The sequence below is a fragment of the Frateuria sp. genome, from assembly GCF_013362045.1.
Lineage (GTDB): Bacteria > Pseudomonadota > Gammaproteobacteria > Xanthomonadales > Rhodanobacteraceae > Frateuria_A.
On sequence record NZ_JABFWW010000157.1, the window covers coordinates 1 to 23,825 of the forward strand.

Annotated in this window: 15 protein-coding genes; 8 read left to right on the forward strand and 7 right to left on the reverse strand. The window is 67.7% G+C overall.

Going from position 1 to position 23,825, the window contains the following annotated elements; translation table 11 throughout:
* The coding region (locus HOQ08_RS07575; RefSeq protein WP_291192933.1) for an HD domain-containing protein at positions 1-1,621 on the reverse strand (1,621 nt) is incomplete at its 3' end.
* A gap of 119 nt (positions 1,622-1,740) precedes the next feature.
* Here HOQ08_RS07575 and HOQ08_RS07580 point away from each other — a divergent pair.
* Positions 1,741-2,208 carry a hypothetical protein gene (locus tag HOQ08_RS07580; protein WP_291192935.1) on the forward strand — a complete coding sequence of 156 codons (468 nt, stop codon included), beginning with the start codon at positions 1,741-1,743 and terminating at the stop codon, positions 2,206-2,208.
* Between the two features lie 705 nt (positions 2,209-2,913).
* On the opposite strand, the gene hrpA is transcribed toward HOQ08_RS07580, so the two are convergent.
* Positions 2,914-7,038: an ATP-dependent RNA helicase HrpA gene (hrpA, locus tag HOQ08_RS07585; RefSeq protein ID WP_291192937.1), complete on the reverse strand. Its 4,125-nt coding sequence runs from the start codon at positions 7,036-7,038 to the stop codon at positions 2,914-2,916.
* Between the two features lie 109 nt (positions 7,039-7,147).
* Here hrpA and HOQ08_RS07590 point away from each other — a divergent pair, with 109 nt between their 5' ends.
* A complete protein-coding gene (locus tag HOQ08_RS07590) occupies positions 7,148-7,612 on the forward strand; it encodes a Dps family protein (protein WP_291192939.1) in 465 nt (154 codons plus the stop codon).
* A 155-nt stretch (positions 7,613-7,767) separates the two neighbouring features.
* On the opposite strand, the gene HOQ08_RS07595 is transcribed toward HOQ08_RS07590, so the two are convergent.
* The 5 genes from HOQ08_RS07595 to HOQ08_RS07615 form a co-directional block, all read right to left on the reverse strand.
* Entirely contained in the window at positions 7,768-8,301 is a 534-nt protein-coding gene (locus HOQ08_RS07595; protein WP_291192942.1) for a DUF6624 domain-containing protein, read from the reverse strand.
* A 106-nt stretch (positions 8,302-8,407) separates the two neighbouring features.
* On the reverse strand, positions 8,408-9,508 hold the full coding sequence (locus HOQ08_RS07600) for a hypothetical protein (RefSeq protein WP_291192944.1): 1,101 nt from the start codon (positions 9,506-9,508) through the stop codon (positions 8,408-8,410).
* Between the two features lie 61 nt (positions 9,509-9,569).
* Positions 9,570-9,731 carry a hypothetical protein gene (locus HOQ08_RS07605; protein WP_291192946.1) on the reverse strand — a complete coding sequence of 54 codons (162 nt, stop codon included), beginning with the start codon at positions 9,729-9,731 and terminating at the stop codon, positions 9,570-9,572.
* Between the two features lie 88 nt (positions 9,732-9,819).
* The gene (locus tag HOQ08_RS07610) at positions 9,820-11,907 is read right to left on the reverse strand and encodes a peptidase domain-containing ABC transporter (RefSeq protein ID WP_343203817.1); all 2,088 of its coding nucleotides are present in this window, start codon (positions 11,905-11,907) and stop codon (positions 9,820-9,822) included.
* Positions 11,908-11,947: 40 nt separating this feature from the next.
* A complete protein-coding gene (locus HOQ08_RS07615) occupies positions 11,948-13,210 on the reverse strand; it encodes an HlyD family efflux transporter periplasmic adaptor subunit (protein WP_291192947.1) in 1,263 nt (420 codons plus the stop codon).
* 515 nt (positions 13,211-13,725) lie between these two features.
* Here HOQ08_RS07615 and HOQ08_RS07620 point away from each other — a divergent pair.
* The 6 genes from HOQ08_RS07620 (at position 13,726) to HOQ08_RS07645 (ending at position 23,690) form a co-directional block, all read left to right on the forward strand.
* On the forward strand, positions 13,726-16,326 hold the full coding sequence (locus HOQ08_RS07620) for a glycosyltransferase family 2 protein (RefSeq protein WP_291192948.1): 2,601 nt from the start codon (positions 13,726-13,728) through the stop codon (positions 16,324-16,326).
* Positions 16,327-16,355: 29 nt separating this feature from the next.
* Entirely contained in the window at positions 16,356-17,234 is an 879-nt protein-coding gene (locus tag HOQ08_RS07625) for a methyltransferase domain-containing protein (protein ID WP_291192949.1), read from the forward strand.
* 106 nt (positions 17,235-17,340) lie between these two features.
* Complete coding sequence (locus HOQ08_RS07630; RefSeq protein WP_291192950.1) at positions 17,341-19,104, forward strand: autotransporter assembly complex family protein; 1,764 nt, start codon at positions 17,341-17,343, stop codon at positions 19,102-19,104.
* A gap of 40 nt (positions 19,105-19,144) precedes the next feature.
* A complete protein-coding gene (locus HOQ08_RS07635; protein WP_291192951.1) occupies positions 19,145-22,891 on the forward strand; it encodes a translocation/assembly module TamB domain-containing protein in 3,747 nt (1,248 codons plus the stop codon).
* A 328-nt stretch (positions 22,892-23,219) separates the two neighbouring features.
* Positions 23,220-23,399, forward strand: coding sequence for a hypothetical protein (locus HOQ08_RS07640; RefSeq protein ID WP_291192952.1), 180 nt, complete (start codon positions 23,220-23,222; stop codon positions 23,397-23,399).
* A gap of 57 nt (positions 23,400-23,456) precedes the next feature.
* Positions 23,457-23,690 (forward strand): KGG domain-containing protein, encoded by a 234-nt coding sequence (locus HOQ08_RS07645; protein ID WP_291192953.1) that lies wholly within the window; start codon positions 23,457-23,459, stop codon positions 23,688-23,690.
* Positions 23,691-23,825 lie beyond the last annotated feature (135 nt).

Here is a 23,825-nt window from a genome sequence, read left to right on the forward strand (position 1 = left end):
CGGGCTCGACCGGATGCGCAGCTTCCTGCAGCAGGCGGGCGATCTGGCCGGCGCTGACCTCGCCCAGCGCGAGCGCGACCAGCAACTCGTCGTGGGTCTTCAGGTGGAAATGCGCGGGCAGCTTCGACAGGTCCGCCGCCGGTAGCGCCAGGCGCTTCAACTCGCGCTCGAGCAGCGCGCGGCCGGCGGCGAGATTGGCGTCGTGGGCGATGCGGCGGAACCAGCCGCGCGCCTTCTCGCGGGCCCGGGCGGTGTTCAGGTAGCCATGGTGGGGCGAGAGCCAGTCGCGGCTGGGCTCGGCGTTCTTGGCGGTGATGATCTCTACGCGGTCGCCGCTGCGCGGCTGGTGGGTCAGCGGCACGATGCGCCCGTTGACCTTCGCGCCGCGGCAGCGGTGGCCGACCTCGGTATGCACGTAATAGGCGAAGTCGAGCACGGTGGCGCCGTGCGGCAGGTCGAACACCTCGCCCTTGGGCGTGAGCAGGTAGACGCGGTCCTCCAGCAGCTCGGTGCGCAACTCCGTGGCCAGGTCATCGTCCGCGCGCGGTTCGAGCAGCTTGCGCATCCAGGCGATCTTGGCCTCGAACTCCGCATCGGCGCCGCCACCCTCCTTGTAGCGCCAGTGCGCGGCGACGCCCAGCTCGTTGTCGCGATGCATGGCATGGGTGCGGATCTGCACCTCCAGCGTCTTGCCCCGCGGCCCGATCACCGCGGTGTGCAGCGAGCGGTAGCCGTTGCCCTTGGGCCGCGCCAGGTAGTCGTCGAACTCGCGCGGCAGGTGCTGCCATTGCGCGTGCACCACGCCGAGGGCGGCGTAGCAGTCGGCCACGCTGTCCACCAGGATGCGCACGGCGCGAATGTCGTACAGGTCGGCGAAGTCCAGCTCCTTGCGCTGCATCTTCTTCCAGATGGAATAGATGTGCTTCGGGCGCCCGGCTAGGTCGGCCTCGATGCCGGCGGCCTTGAGCGCCGCGCCCAGATCGGCCAGCACCTGTGCGATGAAGGCCTCGCGGTCGGCACGGCGCTCGTCCAGCAGGCGCGCGATGCGCTTGTAGGTGTCCGGCTCCAGGTAGCGGAAGGCGAGGTCCTCCAGCTCCCACTTCAATTGCCAGATGCCGAGGCGGTTGGCCAGCGGCGCGTGGATGTCGCGGGTGAGCCTGGCCAAGGCGCTGCGCTCGGCCTCGCCCAGCGCCATCGCCCCGCGCATCTTCGCCAGCTGGCGCGCCAGCAGCACGAACACCACGCGCAGGTCGCGGATGATCGCAAGCAGCAACCGGCGCAGGCCCTCGGAGGTGCCGGTCTCGCGCTGCGCGTGCAGCGCCCATACCTTCTGCGCGGCGAGCTGGCCCTCGACCAGGCGCTGCAGTTCCGCCGGCAAGCTTCTGGCGCGCGCATCCCATGCCTGCGGCTCGCGCTGCGCCAGCTCGAACCACACCGCCGCAGCCTGGGTCTGCGCGTCGCAGCCGAGCATCGCGAGCAGGTCGAGCACGTCCTGCCGCTCGCTCGAGTCGACTCCATGCGCATCGCACGCAGCCGCCGCCTCGGCAAGCAGCGGCGTCGAGGCGATGCGCGATCGCCAGGCCGCGGCGCTCGGGGCAGGAGAGATGTCGGTCTGAACCATCTGGGTTGTCCGGTAAGGGCCCATTGTAGCCGCGGCCCGGCAGGCTTCCCGAGGCGGGATGGTTGGAACCCGCCGGGCGCCGCCATATGCTGGGGCGGTGTACCCGTTGAGGATCAACCATGCGCCCGTTCCGCCTGTCCCTGCTGGTCGTTGCCTTCTCCGTAGCCGCCGCCGCGCAGGCGCAGCAATACGAGCCATTGGCCAGGCGCATGTCCGAGGCCCAGTTCAAGGCGGCCGGGCTGGATCGCCTGACGCCCGCGCAACTGCAGGCACTGGATGACTGGCTGCGCACGCACGACAAGCCGACCACCCGCGTGGTCGATACCAGCGGCAAGCCGGTGTTCTATCCGGAACCGGACCGGCGCCGCCTGATCGAGGCGCACCTGGTAGGCCAGTTCAGCGGGTGGAACGGGCACAACGTGCTGTCGCTCGACAACGGCCAGCAATGGAAGCAGACCGGTTCGGACGAGGTGATGTGCAACACGAGCGCCAACCCGGCGGTCAAGGTGCGCCCCAGCCTGTTCGGCAACTGGCTGCTGCACGTGGATGGCTGCAACGGCAGCGCCCACGTCGAGCGCGTCAAATAGACCCTGGCCCTCGCGGCGGCGGTCCGGCCGCGCCGGCGGTCACGCAGCGCCCTGCGCGGGGACCCTTTCCGTGAAGGTCCGCCGCGGCATCGACCGTAGCCGGGCGCGTCCATCTGGTCCGCGGGGCCTCCGCCGCGCAGAATCGTCGTTCCCTATCCCCGGAAACACGCCCATGCGCCTGCCGATCTTCGCCCTCCTCGCCCTCGCCTGTTGCGCCGCCTCCGCACAGGACGGCGCCACGCTGCGCGCACGGATGGGCACGCAGGATTTCGACGCAGCCGGCCTGCAGAAGCTCAGCCCGCAGGAACTCGCCCACCTGGAACGCTGGGTCGCATCGCACGCGCCGGAACTGGCCGCCGCCCTGCCCGCTTCCGAGGCGCATTCGGCCAAGGCCGCCGCGCGCCAGCCGGCGACGCCAACCGCACGCAGCGGGCGTGACGTGGTGGACAGCCGCATCGCCGGGCGGTTCGACGGCTGGCACGCGGGCAGCGTGCTGACGCTGGAGAACGGCCAGCAATGGCGGGTGGTCGACGACAGCGGGCTCACCATGCCGCAGGCGCTGGAACACCCGGCCGTGACGGTGCGCCCTGGCCTGATGGGCGGCTGGAACCTCAAGGTCGAGGGCTACAACACGCGGGCGCGGGTCGCCCCGGCGAACTGGCCTGCCATCCCGCCGGCCCGGTCGGCGGGCATCCCGACCACCACTCAGCCGATCGCTTCCAGCGCGCGCGCCAGCCGCTTGGCCGACACCGGCTCGGCGGTCTTCAGTTCCTGCGCGAACAGCGAGACGCGCCATTCCTCGATCAGCCAGCGCAGTTCGTCCAGCGCTTCGTGCCCTGCGGACTGGTGCTTGAGGTACTCGCGCCAGTACGGCAACACCTGCAGCATGCGCTGCTGGTCGCGGGCCGGGTCCTGGCGCAGGCGTTCGGCGCGCAGGCGCATGGCCTTGAGGTAGCGCGGGTAATGGGCGAGGCGGGCGGTGGGCAATTCGCGCAGAAAACCGGGTGCGAGCAGCACGGCAAGCTGCTCGCGCAGGTCGTCGTAGCTGGCGCGGGCGAAGCCGATCAGCGGCGGCTCCAGCCAGGGCTTGAGCTCGGCCTGCGCCTCGATGATCGGCTCGGCGAGCTTGAGGCGCCCGACCGCGGCGGCGAACAGCTCCCGCGCCAACGTGGCGCGCAGGGCCTCGAAAGCGCCTGCGGTGCGCGCGTCGAGGTCGTGCGTGGCCAGCAGGTCGGCGAAGCCGCCTTCGGCGAGATCCTCGCGCAAGCCCTCGACGCTGCCCAGCGGCGCGTACTTGAGCGAGAGCGCATTGGCGATCGGCAGGCGCCTGCGCGCCTGCTTCAAGTCGCTGGCCAGCGCATTGCGCAGCAGCCGTTCGACGCCTTTCAGGTGTGCGGCGCGCGCCTCGTCGCCGCGCTCGAACACGCGCAGCGCCACCGCCTCGCCCAGATCGACCAGCGCCGGGAAGGCGGTGAGGCCGCCCTCGGATCGCACCTGCGCGGGAATCTCCTCGAAGTCCCAGCGGGTGACGTCCTCGCGGGTGAGCTCCACATCGGTCTTGCGCGAGAAGGCTTCGCGGGCCTGGCCTTCCCAGCCGGCGCGCAGCGCCGCCAGGTCGCGGCCGGCGGCGAGCGTGCGGCCGCGCTCGTCGTGCAGGCGAAAGCGCATCTTCAGGTGCGCGGGCAGCTCCACCGCCGCGAACTCGGCCGCTGGCGCTTCGGCGCCGGTGGTACGCCTGAGGAAGGCGGCGAGCGCCTCGGCCAGCGGCAGGTCGCGCGGTGCCTCGGCCTCGGCGAAGGCGCGCGCGAAGTCCGGCGCCGGCACGAAATTGCGGCGCAGCGCCTTGGGCAGCCCGCGGATCAGCTCGGCCGCCTTCTCCGGCAGCAGGCCCGGCACCAGCCATTCGCAGCGCGCCGCCGGCAGGGCATTGAGCATCGCCAGCGGCAGTTGCAGGGTGACGCCATCGGCCTCGTCTCCGGGGACGAAGCGGTACTCCAGCTTGTAGCGTTGCGGAGGGATGTCGAGCGTGGCGGGAAAGGCCTTGGGATCCAGCCCGCCGGCGCCGACCATCACCCCGTCGAGCGACCAGCGCAACGCAGCCTGCTCGGCGGGACGCGCACGGCCGTACCAGGCATCGAGCGCGCGCGTGCTCGCAATGTCCCCGGGCAGCTTGTCCTCGAAGAACGCGGCCAGTTCCTCTTCGCCGCGCACCAGGCCCTCGCGCCGCTGCTTGGCTTCGACCTCGTGCGCCTGCGCCAGCACGCGCTGGTTGGCACGCACGAAGTCGGCACGCGCGTCGAGGTCGCCACGCGCCAGCGCCTCGCGCAGGAAGATCGCGTGGGCGAGCGGCGGATCCTGCTGCTGGAAGGTGACCGGCCGGCGCTCGACCAGAACGAGGCCGAACAGCCCGACCTGCTCGTAGGCCACCACGGTGCCGCGCTTGCGCGACCAGTGCGCGTCGCGGCAGCTCGCCTTCACCAGGTGCGCGGCCTGCTGTTCGATCCACGCCGGCTCGACGCGCGCGCAGCCCATGCCCCACACGCGCCCGCCGACGTCGAGGATCTGCGCGGCGAAGATCCAGGCCGGCGGTGCCTTCGCCAGCGCCGAACCAGGGAATACCTGGAAGCGGCGCTCGCGGGTGGAGCGGTAGACGCCCTTCTCGTCCTTGTGGCCGACCTGGGTAGGCAGGCCGGCGAGCAGCGAGCGATGGACGGCTTCGTACAGCTCGGGACTCGCCTCGGCCCCACCTGGCGCGGCGCTGTGGCTCCCTCTCCCCTCCGGGGAGAGGGCTGGGGTGAGGGGTCGGGGCTCGCCTTGAACCTTCCTGGTGCGACGAGAGGTTCGCGCTTCGCTGCGCAAAGGCCTCACCCTCTCCCCTGCCCTCTCCCCCGGCGATGCCGGGGGAGAGGGGGTCTTGGTCGCTTCGCCCGAAGATTGCCGCGAGGGTGGGGCCCCACCCCCCACCCAACCCCCCCCATGCGGGTCGAGCTTCCACCCCAGTTCCGCCACCACCAGCAACAACTGCCGATGCAGTTCCCGCCATTCGCGCATGCGCAGGAACGAGAGGAAATGCCGCCCGCACCAGTCGCGCAGCCTCGATTGCGTGAGCTCCTCGTGCGCCTTCGTGTACTCGCGCCAGAGGTTGAGCACACCGACGAAATCCGACTTGGGGTCGGCAAACGCCGCATGCGCCGCGTCGGCCTGCTGGCGCGCATCGGCCGGACGCTCGCGCGGATCCTGGATGGACAGGAAGGCCACGATCACCAGCAGTTCGCGCAGGGCATGGCGCTCGTGCGCTTCCACCAGCATGCGCGCCAGCTGCACGTCGATCGGCAACCGCGCGAGCTGACGCCCGATGGCAGTGAGCTGGCGGCGCTCGTCGATGGCGGAGATTTCGGCCAGGCGGCGGTAGCCGTCGGCCACCATGCGTGGATCGGGCGCCTCCAGGAACGGGAAGTCCTCCACCTCGCCCAGCTTGAGCGAGAGCATGCGCAGGATCACGTTGGCCAGCGAGGAGCGCAGTAGCTCCGGATCGGTGTAGCGCGCGCGGCTTTCGAAATCCGCTTCGTCGTAGAGGCGGTAGCAGACGCCCGGGCCAATGCGCCCGCAACGGCCTTTGCGCTGATCGGCGGCGGCCTGCGAAACCGGCTCCACGTGCAGGCGCTCGAGCTGGCTGCGCTGGCTGTAGCGCATCATGCGCGCACTGCCGGTATCGACCACGTAGCGGATGCGCGGCACGGTCAGCGAGGTCTCCGCCACGTTGGTGGCGAGCACGATGCGCCGCTTCGGGCCGGGCTTGAACACGCGGTCCTGGTCGGCCGCGGAGAGCCGCGCGTAGAGCGGCAGCACCTCGGTCTCGCGGTACTGGCGGCGAGAAAGCAGCAGGTGCGCGTCGCGGATCTCGCGCTCGCCGGGCAGGAACACCAGCACGTCGCCCGGTCCGCCGCCGAGGCTGCGATCGGCCATGATCTCGTCGAGCGCCAAGCCGATGTGCTCGGCGCTGCCCTGCTGCAGGCGATCGCCCTGTGGCGCGGCGCCCGCAGGCCGCCAACGCACCTCGACCGGATAGGCGCGGCCTTCGACCGACACTACCGGCGCATCGTTGAAGTGCTCGGCGAAACGGGCGGTGTCGATCGTTGCCGATGTGACGATGATCTTCAGTTCCGGCCGTTTCGATGCCAGACGTTTGAGATAACCCAGCAAGAAGTCGATGTTGAGGCTGCGCTCGTGTGCCTCGTCGATGATGATCGTGTCGTAGCTCGACAGCCACGGATCGCCCTGCGTCTCGGCCAGCAGGATGCCGTCGGTCATGAACTTGATGAGCGTGCGCTCGGACACCTGGTCGGTGAAGCGCACCTGGAAGCCGACCTGCTCGCCCAACGCCGTGCCCAATTCCTCCGCCACGCGCCGCGCCACCGAGCGCGCGGCCAGCCGGCGCGGCTGGGTGCAGCCGATCATGCCCGCCTCGCCGCGGCCGGCGGCCAGGCAGAGTTTCGGCAGCTGCGTGGTCTTGCCCGAACCGGTCTCGCCGGCGATCACCACGACCTGGTGCTTGCGGATCAACTCGACGATCTCTTCGGCGCGCGCGCTGATCGGCAGCGATTCGTCCAGGCGGATCGCCGGCTTGGCCGCGGCGCGCGCCTGGCGCCGCGCGGCCGAGGCGGCGATGTCGGCGGCCAGCGCGTCGAGCTTGCGCGTATCCGGCTGCCTGGAGAGGCTTCGCCAGCGTCCCAGCAGGCGTCCGAAGTCGCGACTGGAAACCGTCGCAAGCGCCTCACGCAGGGGGCGCAGGCGGGGGTCGGGGGGCGTGGCGGGAGGCTTGTCGTTCATGGGGCCGCACATGATAGCCGCAGGCTATGGGCGCCATCGGAACGATTCATTTCACCTCGGCCGCGCCGACCGCTACCTTGGCATGCGTACCCACAAAGGAGGGATCGCCATGACCCATATCGGTATTGCCCCGCAGGCACGCGAGACCATCGCCAACCAGCTGTCCAAGCTGCTCGCCGACACCTACTCGCTCTACCTGAAGACCCACAGCTTCCACTGGAACGTGACCGGGCCGCAGTTCAACAGCCTGCACGCCATGTTCGAGACCCAGTACAACGAGCTGTGGCTGGCCGCCGACGAGATCGCCGAGCGCATCCGCACCCTGGACGTGTTCGCCCCCGGCTCCTACGGCCAGTTCGCCAGGCTCACCTCGATCAAGGAGGAAGCCGGCGTGCCCGACTGGAAGGACATGGTCGCCCAGCTGGTCGAGGGCCACGAAATCGCCGCCCACACCGCCCGCGGCGCCATCAAGGTGGCCCAGGACGGCGGCGACGAAGGCACCGCCGACATGCTCACCGGACGGCTGAAGGAACACGAGAAGACCGCCTGGATGCTGCGCTCGCTGCTCAGGTAGTTACCGACCGACTAGCGAAGGGTCGCTGGAGGATCCGCGACCCCTTCTCCAGGCACGAGCCATCACCTCACTGGCACGGAAAAGGTTGCTCACAGCTTTGTGCTTGACCGGGCCGACCCGGGTCGGCCCGCGCGGATCACGATCCTGATCCGGCATCACCCGCGCGGGTTCGCCGACGCGTTGAGTGCACACTTGTAGTCGGCCAGGGGCATCAGCCCCTTCTGCGCCCTGCGGACATCGACGCCCTGAGCATCTTCTATGGGATAGGGCTCCAGCTTGCCCTGTACCTGATGAAACTGGGTGCCATATAGCTGCGGTTTTCCTTCACTCACGCGAATCCGGTCCGTGAGCATGGCGATCTCGCTCGGGTCGATTCCGTTGTCGCCTCCGGCGAGCTTGGCCAGAACGAGCTTTTGAAGCGCCAAGTCGGCGCTGGCGTGCTGGGTCAGCAACCAGAACGCGTCGACACCATCGTTGCCGATCTGGGCGGTGCCCGGCACGCCGTGGCGAGCGAGTATCGCCCGCAGTTGCTCCAGATTGGCCGCGTCGACCTCGATCATTTCGCGCATGACGGCAGGCGCCTCGCGTGCCTCGACGAAGCGACGACGGATCTCCTGGTCCTTCTTTTCCAGGTCGAGCAATCGCAAGCGCACCTGAGGCAAGGTTGGGTGCGGATCGGGTTCGGTCACCTGCGCCTCCAGATGTCGCTGCTCCCACGCGGCCACCCCTGGGCAATGTTCCCGGACCTGCGTATCCACATCCTGTGCGAAACAAACGCCCCAGGCAAGGCAAAGGCTACTGAACAAAGGTAACGAACTTCGGATTCCTGCTGGCATTCGAATCATAAACGGATCTCCATTCGTCGAACTCGCGGCTGGCCTCGAATTCGTCCATGTTTATCGAAGCGCCCACGTTTTCGTCCATGCGGAACGACGGCCCCTGCGCGGACAACATGGACGCAAATGCGTAGAGCAGCGGGAACTGCCTTAGCTTCTCCTCGATGAAGAGAAACTGTCCTCCCGGGTTGATCTCGAAAAAGACCATCTCGCCCGATCCATCCATCGCCAGATCGATGCAGCCATAATGCAGGCCGAGCTGCGCCATCAATGCCGATATCCGCGCCGTGGTGGCCTCATCCAGCGTGAATGGCTCTACGTCCAGTCGTCCCGAACCATAGGCGGGGCGCCAGTCGAGAAGCTCGTCGCCGGCCTTAGAAGACAGCTTGGCCGCGTACACCCGATTGCCGATGACTGTGACCCGCAGCTCGTATTTCTTCTCGATGTATTGCTGATAGATGCAAGGACAGACCTCCACCTTCTCGGGCGAAAGATCATCCGGGGATACGATGCTGGGCCCCACCGCCCGAATCGCGCCGGATGATCTACTGATGAAATAATGGGGCGCAAAGTGCTTCACGAGGAGGCGATCGGTATCCGCCGCGAAACGCATGACATCCGGGTAATGGTTCGATATCAGCGTGCGCGGAATCCTGAAACCTACCTCCGTGGCCACCCGCAACTGGTGCGCCTTGGAAGCGGCGCGCCGGGTACGTTCGCCGCCAACCACGAAATCCGACATCGCCTCGACCGACGCACAAAAGGACAAGTGGGCATCAGCCAGCTCCTGGTGGATGAACTCGCGCGCATCAGGATGGGCGCCGTCGACTTCCTTGAACGGGATCTGCCGGCGGAACCAGACGGAACGAAACCAGCCCAGCTCGCGGTCGCCCAAGCGCAACCGCCCCAGGCCATGGAAGTCGACCGTAAGCCGACCGTCGGCATCGGCGGAAATTCCGTCCCAGATGATTGCGTCCTGTCCCAAGCGACGAAGCGCCCATCGGACGGCGGCCGCGTGGTAATCCCGAGAATTTCCCACGATGAGATGAGTGTGGTTCATGGTGTCCCTTCATCCGGGGAGGCAGGGTGATGGCCCTGCCTCCGGTCCTACGGAAAGCGAATTACCACTCGCGGTCGTATTGGACTTCGCCGTCATTGCCCTGCGGGCCGGTCGTCCCTTTCACGATGAAGGTATTCTTGGCCACGCCGCCGCCAACCTGAGCCAATTCCTCGGCAGTCAGCTCACGGGCGTTTTCGAAACCGATCGGCGAAATAGCGTTCATACTAATCTCCTTTAGTATTGTGCAGATTCCCTGCACGGGGTGCCGGAACAACCCGGCTCTTTGCCCGAAACGGATCGGGCAAAATCGATCAGGCGCGCTCCGATGGTTGCGACAGGGTTACGACTCTGTGCGCGGACGCTATGGTTTCCTGACGGTGCGCAATAATCAGCCGAGTGATACCGAGCGACCGAACGGATGCATTGATGGCCGCCTCGCTGCGGGCGTCGAGGTGGCTGGTCGCTTCGTCGAGCACCAGCAGGCGCGGCTGCCGGTGGAATGCACGGGCCAATATGACGCGCTGTTTCTGCCCGCCGGACAGGCTCGATCCCATGTCGCCGACCATATTCTCGTACCCCATGGGCAGCTTCATGATCTCCTCGTGGATGTCGGCGACCGTAGCGGCGGACAGGATGCTTTCCAGCGACGCATCCGGATCGAAGAAACTGATGTTGTCTGCGATGGAACCGGCGAACAGTTGATCGTCCTGCATGACCGCAGCGACCCAGTTCCTATATGTGCCGAGACCCAGTTGCTTGATGTTGATTCCGCCGAACAGCACTTCGCCCTCGTTCGGTTCCAGCAGGCCTAGCGCGATCTTCGCCAGCGTGCTCTTGCCGCAACCGCTGGGCCCGACCACGGCAACCGATTCGCCCGACGCGATTTTCAGGTTGCAGTTGCGAAGGACCCAGGGCTCGCCTTCGGCATAGCGGAAGCTGACGTTGCGAAACTCCAGACAGGCGCTCGGGACGTCGCCGGACCATCCGGTTCCTGGCTTGGCCTCCGACTCGCTCAGCGTAATGTCGGCGACACGTTCGGCGTGCAGCCGCAACATGCCCAGGTCCGCACATTTGTCGATCAATGTGGCGGCCCTGCTCGTGAACTGGTCCGCGTAAGCGACAAAGGCGACCAGCATGCCTCCCGTAAACGCCTTGTCCAGGACCAGTACTGCCCCGAGCCAGATGAGCGCCACGCGCCCCAGCCCGAACAAGGTCTGGTTGGCCGCCGAAAAGGCGATGGTCAGGCGCTGAATCGCGATTTCCCGGTTGGTCGCCGCGACGGTCGCGTTTGCGTAACGCGCTGCCCGCTCGTCGTGCTTGTTGGCGAGCTTCACCGGTAGCGCCCCGCGTATGGATTCGAGCAGCTCGCTTTGCTGGCGTGCGCCAAAGACGATCTGCTCCTCGGTAGCCCTCCGCAAAGGCGCAAACCAGAGCCATCGAGCCAAGCCGTATCCAAGGAAGATCGCCAACACCAGCGCGGTCAGGCGCGGGCTGTACAGCATCATCAGCCCCAGGGTGATCAGGGACATCACTCCGTCCAGCAACGTGGCCACGAACTGGTTGCTGAGGGTTTTCTGGATGGATTCGATCGAACTGAAGCGGGAAACCACATCGCCGACGTGGCGTTTTTCAAACCAGCCCAAGGGAAGCCGGACCAGGTGGGAAAACAGATTGGTCGCCCATTGCACGTTCAACGCCGCGGAGAGCCAGGTCACGACCCAAGACCGGGCGGCCGCCAAGAATGCGGTGAGCACCGTTATGACACTGAAACCCAGGCCAAGCAGAGTAAGCAGGCTCCGATCGGCCGAAACCAGGGCCTGATCGAGCACCCACTGCAGATAGAAAGGCGTCGTCAGCCCGAATATCTCCAGAGCGAACGCCAACACTAGGATCTGGACGAGTGCGGGAGTCAGCCCATTTATGCTTCCGGTTAATGCTCCGAGAGGCAGCTTCCTGCGCTCACGTACTGGCGCGAATTCAGGCCGGGGGGTCATTTCGAGCGCGATGCCGGTAAAATGCTCGGATACTTCGACCAGGCTGAGTTTCCTCACACCTACTGCCGGGTCGTGTATCGTGACCGCGCGCCTGCCTGCATTTTTCAGCACTACGAAATGATTGAGATCCCAATGCAACAGGCAAGGCGTCTTCAGTTTTCCCAACTCGCCTATATCAAGCTTGAGCGGGCGGCAGGCGAATCCCAATTGTCCTGCGACCTGCATCAGGCGGGATAACGTCATTCCCTTGAGAGAGGACGCGAAACGCCTGCGCAGGCTCGCGAGATCCAGATCGTGCCCATGATAGACGGCCGCCATGGCAATGCATGCCAGGCCGCATTCGGCGGATTCCGTTTGCAGCAGGAGCGGAAGGCGCTCCGATAACCCCAGTCGGAAAGGGAGTATGGAGCCGGTTCTCCGCGGCGCCTCGCTTGACCGATCTCCGTCAGCCACGCGTCTGCCCTCCAATTCGCTGGCGAATTCCATTGAGCGGGTCGAACATCCATTCGGCGAGCCTGCGACGCTCCATCAGGATGTCGGCGTCCACGGCCATACCCGGCTTGATCATGCTGGCGCTGAAGGTCTCGCTCCGGTCCAATGCCACCCCGACCTTGTAGAGCGGCTCCCTCGCCTGTTGGCCCATTAGCGCCTGCACCTCCGCGGGACTCAATGCGCTGCGCGAGTCACTGATCACACGGCCGTGCTGTTGGCCGAACTTCTGATATGGGTAGGCCTGGTAGCGCAGTACGACCGGGCTGCCTGGAACGACGAATCCCACGTCACGGCTCGGCACCAGCAGTTGCGCCTGCAGCGTCGAGCCGGCGGGGATCAGGGAAAGAAGCGGCTGTCCGGCCATCGCCGTCTGCCCCTCTTTCGCCAGCAATGCGGAAACGACGCCGTCCCTTGGCGCCCGGAGCACGATCGCTCGCGCGGCTTCGTTCTCTGCAATGGACTTTGCTACGGACGCGAGCTGCCGCTCGATTTCGTTTCGCCGGGATGCCGCCTCCCAGGGCAGTTGCTCCAGTTGCTGCCGAGCCGCCTCGAGTTGCTGCCTGATGTCCAGTTGCTGGCGGGCGAGGTTCTTGTATTGGCTTTGGGCGTCCAGAACGGCGGTGCGCTGCTGCTGTATCTGGACCGCCGAAACATAGCTTTTCTTGGCGAGCGGCAATATCCGCTCAAGCAATGCTTCGTTGCTCTTCACCTGTTGGCTTTCCAATGCCATCTGTCCTGCCATCTCACTAATCTGAGCGGCGAGCAGGTCGATTTTTTCCTTCAGGGCACTCGCTTGCCTGGCAACCAGCTTATGATGATTCTCCAGGTCCTTTTCCAATCCGCGCTGCTGCGCTGCCAACTGTTCGCCGATGCGGCCATGCATATCGCCGAGGGAAACGCTGTATTGCTCGCTTCCCAATTCCAGTAGCGGCTGGTTTTTACGGACAAGCTGGTTTTCGTGAACGAGCAGCCTGACGACCACTCCCGCACCGGGAGAATTGACGTTCAAAAGACCGGCGCTGGGAACCAGTTGCCCACTCACCGTTTCCCGACGAGTGTAGGAGGCCAGGCAAACAAGGGCGAGCAACGCTGTCGTTACGACGAGCGCGAAGAGGACGATCAACCATCGGGAAACCGGAGTCGCGAGAGTTATTGACCCGAGCCAATTGCCTCGCTTCGCATCGATCACTTCCCTGCGGAATAGTGCGTCGTTCATTCCCTTGATTCCCACAGCGCATGTGCCTGCCGCCAGGTCCGTTCGCTTGCGCGAACAGCAGCTCCAAGGTCGTTTTATTACCGGCCGGCTCGATCGTCAACAACGATGTTGTGATGATCTTGTGACGAATGCTGTCGAGCAGGAATAAGGATGAACTGCGCCACACGATCCGGTTCCTTCGCGTTCGCGAAAGCCGACAGGTTCGAGCTGCACCTGCACCGTGTGCCGACCGCATGTCCCATCCGCGGCCCGGACGGGACAGGCATACGCGCAGGGGCATCTCCTCGCCGTGACACGGGGACGGCCGCGTCCGCCTGCTCATGGGCGCTCGATGGGGCATTGGAGCAAAACAGGTTGTCGAACGCCTCACGGCGACCGAGCGGCGCCTGCGCGGAGGCTTCCCCTGACCTCGCGCTGACCACGGCCTGGAGCCTTTATTGAGCCATTCCCGCCTGATCGTTAAGCTCCACGGGCTAACTTGGCCTCGAAATGGAGGCGTCCGACGGGGAACGTTTTTGAGCGCCACAGCACCTACCCACGACGGCCGGCATCCGCTGCTTGCGGCCATCCTGCTCGCGCTGGTGGTGGCGGCGCTCAATATCGGACTGTGGTGGTGGGGCAATCTTCCGCACGGCCCGGAGGACTGGCACGGACCGATCAGCGGCTATTCGGTGTCGGTGTTCCAGCGCTACCAGAACCCGCTCAAGCAGGATTTCCCTTCCGACGAGGAGATCGATGCGGATCTGAAGCTCCTGCGCCGCTACACCCCGCGCATCCGCACCTACTCGACGCTGGAGAATCCCCAGGTCTACCGCCTGGCCGAGAAGGAAGGCCTCAAGGTGATGGCTGGCGCCAACATCGACACACGGCTGATCAACAACGAAAAGGAACTGGACGCGCTGATCGCGCTGGCGCGCCGGTACCCGCAGACCATCCATCGGGTGCTCGTGGGCAACGAGGTGCTGTTGCGCGGCAACCTGACCGTGCAGCAGATGGAGGACTACCTGGACCGTGCCCGGGCGGCGATCCGCCAGCCGGTGTCCATTGCCGAGCCGGACTTCATCTGGATCAAGTACCCAGAGCTGGTGCAGCACGTCGACTTCATCACCATCCACCTGTTCCCGTTCTGGAACGGCGTCCCGCGCAAGGACGCGGTGGATGCGGCGCTGGGCGCGTACCACAACATCCGCCAGCTGTACCCGTACAAGCCGGTGGTAGTGGGCGAGGTCGGCTGGCCGTCCAACGGCGACCGCCACGAGTATGCCGACCCGTCGGTCTCCAACGAGGCGATCTTCATCCGCGACTGGCTCAACGCGGCGAAGGCCGAGAACATCGACTACTACCTGCTGGAAGCGTTCGACCAGCCATGGAAGGAGAACCTGGGCGAGGGCCGCACCGGCGCCTACTGGGGCACCTTCAATGCCGACCGCCAGTTGAAGTTCCCGTTCACCGGCCCGGTCACCGAGGACACCGCCTGGCCGGGCAAGGCGCTCGCAGCGAGCCTGCTGGCGCTGCTCCCGATGATCTGGTTCGCGCGCAGGTTCGCCCGCTTCAAGCTGATGGGGCGGCTGTTCTTCTGTCTGCTGATCCAGCTCGCCTGTGGCCTGATCGTGTGGTCGGCCACCCTGCCCTTCAATTTCTACCTGAGCTGGGTCGACTGGACCATGCTGGTCCTTTTGTTCCCGGCGCAGATCGCGATCCTGGCGATCCTGCTGATCAACGGCTTCGAGTTCACCGAGGTGCTGTGGCGGCGGCAGTGGCAGCGCCATGCCGGCATGCTCAGGCCCGACCCCCCGGACCGGCAGCCGTTCGTCTCCATCCACCTGGCCTGCTACAACGAGCCGCCGGAGATGGTCATCGTCACGCTCGACTCGCTCGCTGCGCTGGACTACGACAATTTCGAAGTGCTGGTGATCGACAACAACACCAAGAACCCGGAGGTGTGGAAGCCGGTCGAGGCCTACTGCGAGCAGCTGGGCAAGCGCTTCCGCTTCTTCCACCTGGAACCATGGCCCGGCTTCAAGGCCGGCGCGCTCAACTTCGGCCTGAAGGAAACCGACCCGCGCGCGGAGATCGTGGCGGTGATCGACGCCGACTACGAGGTGCGCGGCGACTGGCTGGCCACCCTCACCGGCTACTTCCACGACCCGAAGGTGGCCGTGGTGCAGTGCCCGCAGGCGCACCGCGAGTTCGAGCACAACCGCTTCCGCCGCATGACCGCGTGGGAGTACGACGGCTTCTTCCGCATCGGCATGCACCACAGGAACGAGCGCAACGCGATCATCCAGCACGGCACCATGACCATGGTCCGCCGCAGTGCGCTGGAAGGCACCGGCGGCTGGTCGGAGTGGACCATCTGCGAGGACGCCGAGCTCGGCCTGCGCCTGATGCACGCCGGCTACGAGCTGGTCTATGTCGACGAGCTGATGGGCAAGGGCCTCACCCCGGCCGACTTCAAGGCCTACAAGAGCCAGCGCTACCGCTGGGCGTTCGGCGCCATGCAGATCCTGAAGGGGCGCTGGGACTGGATGACGAAGAAGGGGCCGCTCTCGCTGGGCCAGCGCTTCCATTTCCTCACCGGCTGGTTCAGCTGGTTCGCCGACGCGCTGCATCTGGTGTTTACCCTGATGGCGATCTACTGGACCGCCGGCATGGTCGCCTTCCCGCACCTGTTCAGCCTGCCGATGCAGCTGTTCCTGATTCCGGTGATCGGCTTCTTCTTCGCCAAGGCGATCTTCGGTGTCGTGCTCTATCGCGCGCGGGTGCCCTGCGGCTGGTACGACACGCTGATGGCGTCGCTGGCCAGCATGGGCCTGTCCCATGCGATCGCGCGCGGCATCCTGCATGGCCTCACGCAGGAGAAGACCTCGTTCGTGGTCACCGCCAAGAGCCGGCGCCTGGGCGGCTCCAACTTCGCGGCCTTCGCGCCCGTGCGCGAGGAACTGCTGATGGCCTGCGCATTGCTGCTTTGCGTGATCGGCATGGCGCTGTCCTTCGGCACGCGCTATGTCGAGGGCACGCTATGGATGTTCATCCTGGCGGCGCAGGCGATCCCCTACTTCTCGGCCATCGTCGGCGCCTGGATCGCGCACAAGGCGGGAGACAAGGCCGGCTGAGCGGGTACCGCCCGCTTCAAGGAGGCAGCGTGGTGCAGTTTCAATGGCATTCGGACCGACAGGCCGTGCTGGCGCTGGCGCAGGGATTCACCGGGGCGATTGCCGCCCGCGATGAGGCCATTGCCCGATGCCCAGCCGTGGAGGGCCACTGTCCGGTTTGCCGGCGGCCCACATCCTTCGCGGTCGGCACGGGCGCCATGTTTGGCCCCTGGCCCAACCTGCGGGAGGGCCTGCGCTGCGCACACTGCCGGCTCACGGCCCGCCAACGGTTGGTGTTTCTCGCCATGGAACAGCACATCGACGCGTCCCCGGTTCGGCGCGGCGCGCTGCTCGAGCAGACCACACTGCTGTACCGGCACGCCCACGCGCGCTGGCCTTGGCTGACCGGATCGGAATACCTGGGCGAACGCCGCATCAGCGGACGCCACTACTGGTGGTCGGCCCGGGGGTTGCGCTGGCGCCGGCTCCGGCACGAGTCGATTACCCGGCTGTCCTACCCGGCCGGTTCGCTCGATCTGCTCGTCCACAGCGACGTGCTGGAGCACGTGTACGAGCTCGACCTGGCACTGCGCGAAGGCGCGCGGGTGCTCCGCGACGGTGGCGTCATGCTGTTCACGGTACCGTTCTTTCTCGACCGCAGCACATCGTTGCTGCGCGGCAGGCCACGCGCCGATGGCAGCATCGAGCACATCGAGGCTCCCGAGTACCACGGCGACGGCGTGCGGCGGCAGGGCATCTATACCTTCCACAGCCTTGGTTGGGATTTTCCGGACCGGGTCCGGGCCGCCGGCTTCGCGCGCCTGCAGTTCGGCCTATGCCACGCTCCCGATGAGGGGCTGACGGCAGCCGATCCCTGCGGGCCTGCACCGCGGCTCGGCGTCCCCCTGGTGTTCCGCGCCACCCGGTAGCCGGCCTTTGATGCGGAGCCAACATGGCGCTCGCTACGCTGCGGCCGAGTTCCCCGACCGCATGCCCGCGGGCACGCGCGCTTCAGGAGGCTGGATTCCCCTTCCCATGCGTGCCCTCCTCCGCCGCTGCCTTTGCCTTGCCTTGCTGATGTTTTCCATGCTCGCCCACGCGGAAGTGAAGCTGGACGTGCAGGGCGTGGGCGATCCGCTGAAGTCGGCGGTGCGCGATGGCGTGGATCTGACGCAATATGCCAGGCGGCCGGTCAGCGAGGCGCAGATCCGCCGCCTCTACGAGGAAGCCCCCGACCAGGTGCGCGCAGCGCTGGAGCCCTACGGCTACTACGACGCCAGCGTGCAGGCCAGCCTTGCCCGCACCGGCGCGGGCGACTGGAAGGTGGTGCTGAAGGTCATGCCGGGCGAGCCGGTGCGCATTGGCGCGGTCGACGTGAAGCTCGACGCCGCGGCGCTGAAGGTGGCTGCGATCCGGCGCGCCGAGCGCGCGGTGGAAAGGCTCAAGGGACAGGTGCTAGACCACGGCGCCTACGAGAAGGCGCGCGACGATGTCAGCGCCGCGCTCACCGCCAACGGCTTCCTCGGTGCCCGGCTGGTCACGCACAAGGTCGCGGTCACGCGCGCCGACCGCAGCGCCGTGGTGGAGCTGGCCTGGCAGGCCGGGCCGCGCTACCGGTTCGGCAAGGTCCACTTCCAGGGCTCGCAGTTCGAGCCGGGTTTCCTCGATCGCTACGTGCCGTTCGGGCGCGGCGACTATTTCGACCAGTCCGACCTGCTGCGCCTGCAGGAGGCGCTGAATGGCGCGGATTATTTCGCGGTAGTCAACGTGCTCCCGGACGTGCACGACGCCGAACGCACGGTCGATGTCGCCGTGCAGCTGCAGCCGGCCAGGCGCAGCGTCTACACCGGGGGCCCGTTCTTCGGCACCGATACCGGCCTGGGCGTGCGCGCCGGGCTGGAGCGGCGCTGGGTCAACGGCCGGGGCCACAAGTGGAAGAACGAGCTGGTGCTGGCGCAGCGGCTCAAGACGCTGTCCTCGCTGTATACGGTCCCGTTGCCGGGCGGCAACCAGCGCAGCCTCAACTTCGGCGTCAACTTCCGCGACGCCGACACGGTCACCTCGCAGTCGCGCACGCTGGAACTGGTCGGCAATGAGACCGAGCTGTGGCACGGCTGGACGCGCACCCTCGGCGCGCACGCGCTGATCGGCACCTTCACCGTGGGCAAGCACGGCAACGAGCCGGACAGCACGCCGGGCATCGAACGCGGCCGCAGCCAGCTGGTGTTCGCCGAGGCGTCGCTGTCGAAGAAGCGCGGCGACAACCCGACCTTCGTGCGCCGCGGCTGGTCGCTCAGCATGTATGCGCGAAGCACGGCCGGCACACTGCTGTCGGACACGCGCTTCAGCCAGGTCGGCGCCGACGCCAAGTGGATCCGCGCCTTCGCCGGGCGCAACCGGCTGATCCTGCGCGGCAGCGCGGGCATCACCTCCACCGGGGACTTCAGCGCGCTGCCGCCGCAGTTGCGCTTCTTCGCCGGCGGCGACCGTTCGGTGCGCGGCTACGGCTATCAGGCGATCGGCCCGCGCAACAGCTACGACCGCGTGATCGGCGGCCACAACCTGCTGGTCGCCAGCACCGAGGTGGAGCACTACTTCACGCGCCACTGGGGCATGGCCGCCTTCGTCGATGCCGGCAACGCATTCGACGGCTTCGACTACCGCCCGCGCCTGGGCACCGGCCTGGGCGTGCGCTGGCTTTCGCCGGTGGGCATGATCCGCGTGGACGTGGGCGTGCCGATCCACGACGCCCACGCGCACGGCGTGCAGTTGCACGTGGTGATAGGGCCGGACCTGTGATGCCTAAGAGCCTCCCTTTCGCCTTTGTGGGAGCCCACCCATGAAGTGGCTCAAGCGCCTCGCCATCGCCCTGCTCGCGCTGCTCCTGCTGCTGATGCTGGGCCTGTGGTGGCTGCTCGGCAGCGAGGCCGGCCTGCGCTTCGCGCTGGCCCGCGCCAGCGGATTGACCGGTGGCGCGCTCAGCGTGCGGCAGGCATCGGGACGCCTGGCCGGCCCGCTGCAACTGCAGGGACTGCACTATGCGGACGGCCACGGCCTGGACGTGCGCGTGGCCGACCTGCGGCTGGACGCCCACCTGTGGCCGCTGCTTTCCCGGCGCCTGCACGTCGACAGGCTGGACGTGCGCGGCGTGGCGGTCGCGCTGCCTCCGCCTTCGCCGGAAAAGTCCGCCCCCGGCCCGCTTTCGCTCAACCCGCCGCTGGCGATCCAGCTCGATCAGGCGCGCGTGGGTGACGTCACGGTCAGTCAGCAGGGCCGACCCCTGTTCAAGGCCGACAGCATCGATCTCGCCGGTCGGTGGACTGCGCAGGACATTACCGTGCGCACGCTGCGCCTGCGCTCGCCGCAGGGCCGTGCCGACCTGCGCGGCACCCTGGCGATCGGCAGGGCAAAGCAGGGCGAGAGCCAGGCCAGCTTCGCGTGGACGATGGGCCAGGCCACCTACGCCGGCCGCCTCGACGCGCGCAGCGACGGTGCGCGTGCGCACCTGGACCTCGCCCTCATCCAGCCGATGGCCGCGCGCCTGCAGCTCGCCTTCGAACAGGGCGGCAGCTGGCCATGGACCGCCGCACTGAACGTACCCCGCTTCGATCCGAAGCCGTTGCTCGGCGACGGCAAGCTGCAAAGCCTCGCACTGGACCTCAAGGGCAATGGCGACCGCCATGGCGGCACGCTGACCGGCACCGTCGATCCCGATGGCTGGCGCCTGCAGCTGGCGCCGCTGCGCGCGCGGCTGAGCGACGACCGCTCGCTGCTCACGCTTGAGACGCTCGACCTCAGCTCGCCGCGGATCAAGGGCCAGCTGCAGGCGCATGGGCAACTGCGGCTGGATGCCCAACCCGTCGGCGGCACGCTGCAGCTCGCCTGGCAGGACGTGGAGCTGCCCGCCGAACTGGCCGGCCAGCCGCTCGCCAGTCACGGCAACCTGAGCGCGCGCGGCAGCGCGGCACAGTTCCACGCCGAGGGTGACCTGGCGGTCGGTCCGCCCGGCAAGCTCGCACAGTTGGCGCTCGACCTGGACGGCACGCCGCAACAGCTGATCCTGCACACGCTGCAGCTCACCCAGCCGCAAGGGCACCTGCATGCCCAGGGCAGCCTCACGCTCAAGCCGGCGTTCGGCTGGGAGCTGAGCGCCGAAGCGACCCGCTTCGACCCCGGCCAGCTGTTCGCCGGCTGGAGCGGCGCGCTCGACGCGCAACTCAAGACCCGCGGCACGCTGCCTTCCGGCCGTCCCGACGCCACGCTGGACCTCGCCCGCCTCGACGGCCGCCTGCGCGGCCGGCCGGTGCAGGGCCAGGGCAGGCTGCACCTGGCGCCCAACCAGGTGGTCGACGGCACGCTCTCGCTCGCCTCCGGCCGCAGCAGCGCGACCGTGCAGGCCAGGCCCGGCGCACGCAACGACGTGGACGTGCGGCTGGCCATCGCCACGCTTGCCGACTGGCTGCCCGACGCCGGCGGCCAGCTCGAGGCACATGCGCACGTCACCGGCCTGCCCTCCGCGCTCGGCGTCGACGGACGAGCGCAGGGCAGCGCCCTTGCCTACGGCGGTCAGCACGTGGGCAGCCTCGACCTGCAGGCTCATGTGCCGGACATCAGCCGGCCCAGCGGCCATGTGACTCTGGACGCCCGCCAGGCGCTGCTGGGCGGGCTGGCCTTCGACACGCTCGCGCTGCACGCCGACGGCACCGAGGCGGCGCATAGGCTCACCCTCGATGCGCGCGGCCGCCAGCTCTCGGCCGACCTGGCGCTGCGCGGCAACCTGCGCCAGGGCCGCTGGAAGGGCACGCTCGACACGCTCGACCTGACGCCGCAGGGCCTGCCGCGCTGGCGGCTGCAGGCGCCCACCACGCTCGACTACGACGCCGGCGCGCTGGCGCTGTCCGAGCTCTGCCTGACCGCCGGCGAGCCGCTGCTGTGCGTGCAGGGGCGGCAGGACAAGGCCGGCACCCTCGATGCCGGCTACCGCCTGCGCGCCCTGCCGCTGGCGCTGCTGCTCAATGCCGCCGGCTACGCCGACCTGCCGCTGCGCGCGGACGGCAACCTGCACGGCGAGGGCACGATCAGGCGTGGCGCGAGCGGCGCCTTGAGCGGCCAGGCCACGCTCGCCTCGGACCAGGGCTCGGTCACCTATACCCGGCAGGCGCAGGATCCGTTGCTGGCCTGGCACGGCCTGGCCATCGACGCACGCCTGGCGCCCGGCCACCAGCAGGTCGAGGCCCACGCCGGGCTCAATGGAAACGGACGTCTGGATGGCCGTTTGACCGTCGACGGCCCACAGCAGGCGCTCGGCGGCGAGCTGGCGCTGCGGCTGGACAGCCTCGCCCCGCTCGAGCTGCTCACCAGCCAGCTGGCGAACGTGCAGGGCCGCCTCGATGGCCGCTTCGGCTTCGCCGGCACCCTGGCGCAGCCGGCGCTGACCGGCCAGGCCAGCGTGGACGGCTTCGCCGCGGAGCTGCCGGCGCTGGGGCTCAAGCTCGCCGACGGCGCGCTGGCGTTGCGCGCCGCCGATGCACAGCACCTGCGGATCGACGGCCACGTGCGCTCGGGCAAGGGCACGCTCACCGTGGCCGGCAGCTATGGCCTTGCCGCGCAGGTTCCCGCCGCGATCGCGCTCACCGGCCAGGCGGTGACGGCGGCGGACATTCCCGCGGCGAAGGTGGTGCTCTCGCCCGACCTCAAGCTGGTGCGCGATGCGCAGGGCGTGCAGGTCACCGGCGCGGTGGCGCTGGACAGCGCCGACGTGAACCTCGACCGCCTGCCCGGCGCCGGCGCGACCAAGGCTTCGCCGGACGTGGTCGTGGTCGACGAACGCACGCAGGAACAGGCCGCCGCGCGGACGCCGATCAACGCCAACGTCAAGGTCGACCTGGGTTCGCGCACGCACCTCAAGGGCAAGGGCCTGGACGGCGGCCTCACCGGCACGCTCACCGTGATCGAACAGCCGGGGCAGGCCACCCGCGGCCAGGGCCAGATCGGGGTGAGCGGCACCTACAGCGCCTACGGCCAAGACCTGCACATCGAATCCGGCAAACTGCTGTTCGCCAGCACGCCGATCGACAACCCCGGCCTGGACCTCCGCGCGGTGCGCAAGCTCAACCCCAACGCCACCATCGATGAAGGCCAGGAGGTGGGCCTGCTGGTCAGCGGCACGGCGCAGCGGCCGGTCCTCACGGTGTTCTCCAACCCGCCGATGGAGCAGTCCGATGCGCTGTCCTACCTGATCACCGGCAAGCCGCTGTCGCAGGTCAGCGGCGGCGAAGGCAACATGGTGGGCGCCGCCGCGCAGGCGCTGGGCTCGGCGGCCGGCGATCTGCTCGCCAAGAGCATCGGCCACAAGCTGGGCGTCGACGAGATCGGCGTGTCCAGCAACGAGGCGCTGGGCGGCGAGTCGGCCTTCACCGTCGGCAAGTACCTCTCTCCACGGCTGTACCTGAGCTATGGCGTGGGGCTGTTCCAGCCCGGCCAGGTGATCACCCTGCGCTACCGGCTCAGCCAGCGCTGGAACCTGGAAATGCAGAACGCCACCGAGTTCAGCCGCGCCAGCCTGAACTACCGCCTGGAGCGCTGAGCCGGCCTGCCAGGCGCAGACCCTGGCGCGCGGGCGCATCCACACCGGAAAGGGCGTGCCTGGGCACAGCCACGCACCAGGCCGCTCCTGTAGTTCTTTCCCCGGCCCATGCAATTTTTCAGCATGCGCTTTGCGCTGAGCAGCGAATCCCGCATGGCTATGCCGATTTCCTCGCTGGCACCGCTGTTGCAGTCCCCTTGGGTGTCCGGCACCTAGGGCCGTGGTCAGCGCATGCGCGGCCCGGCCAGCGAAGGCGGCGGGGCGCATAGCGAGGCCCGCGGGCACTGATCCGGCGAGGGCCGCCACGATCCATCCAAGGAGCCATGACATGAAGCAGAAGCAGTCGAACGATCGCAACCAGAACCCCAAGCAGGCCCACGCCAGCGACAAGGGCGACATGACCGTCCGCGAAGCCGGACAGATGGGCGGCCACAAGGGTGGCCAGCGCGAGCGCGAACTGGTCGGGAAAGGCCACGAGGCCGAGGGCCATGGCGGGCGCAGGCATTGACGCATCCCCATCCCGGCTCGACCGGGGTTTTCCTTTCCACGAGAACAGGAGAAAGACATGAAGAACCAAGGCAGCGACAAGGGCGACATGACCGTGCGCGAAGCCGGCCAGAAAGGCGGCGAGATCCGCAAGGAACAGCTCGGACCCGAAGGCTATTCGGCCATCGGCAGGAAGGGCGGCGAAGCGCGCAAGGAAGAGCTGGGCCCCGAGGGCTACGCGGAGCTGGGAACCAAGGGCGGCCATCGCGTGCGCGACCTGATCAACAAGGGCAAGCAGAGCGAGGGCGACTGAGGTCCAGGCGCGCGGCGTCTGCCGCACCCGCCTGCGGCAACGCATGCCTACCCGCCGAAAGGCGCCCCTGAACGAACCGGAGAAACACCATGGCGAACAACGACCGCAACAACCAGACCCCTTCAAGCAACGCCA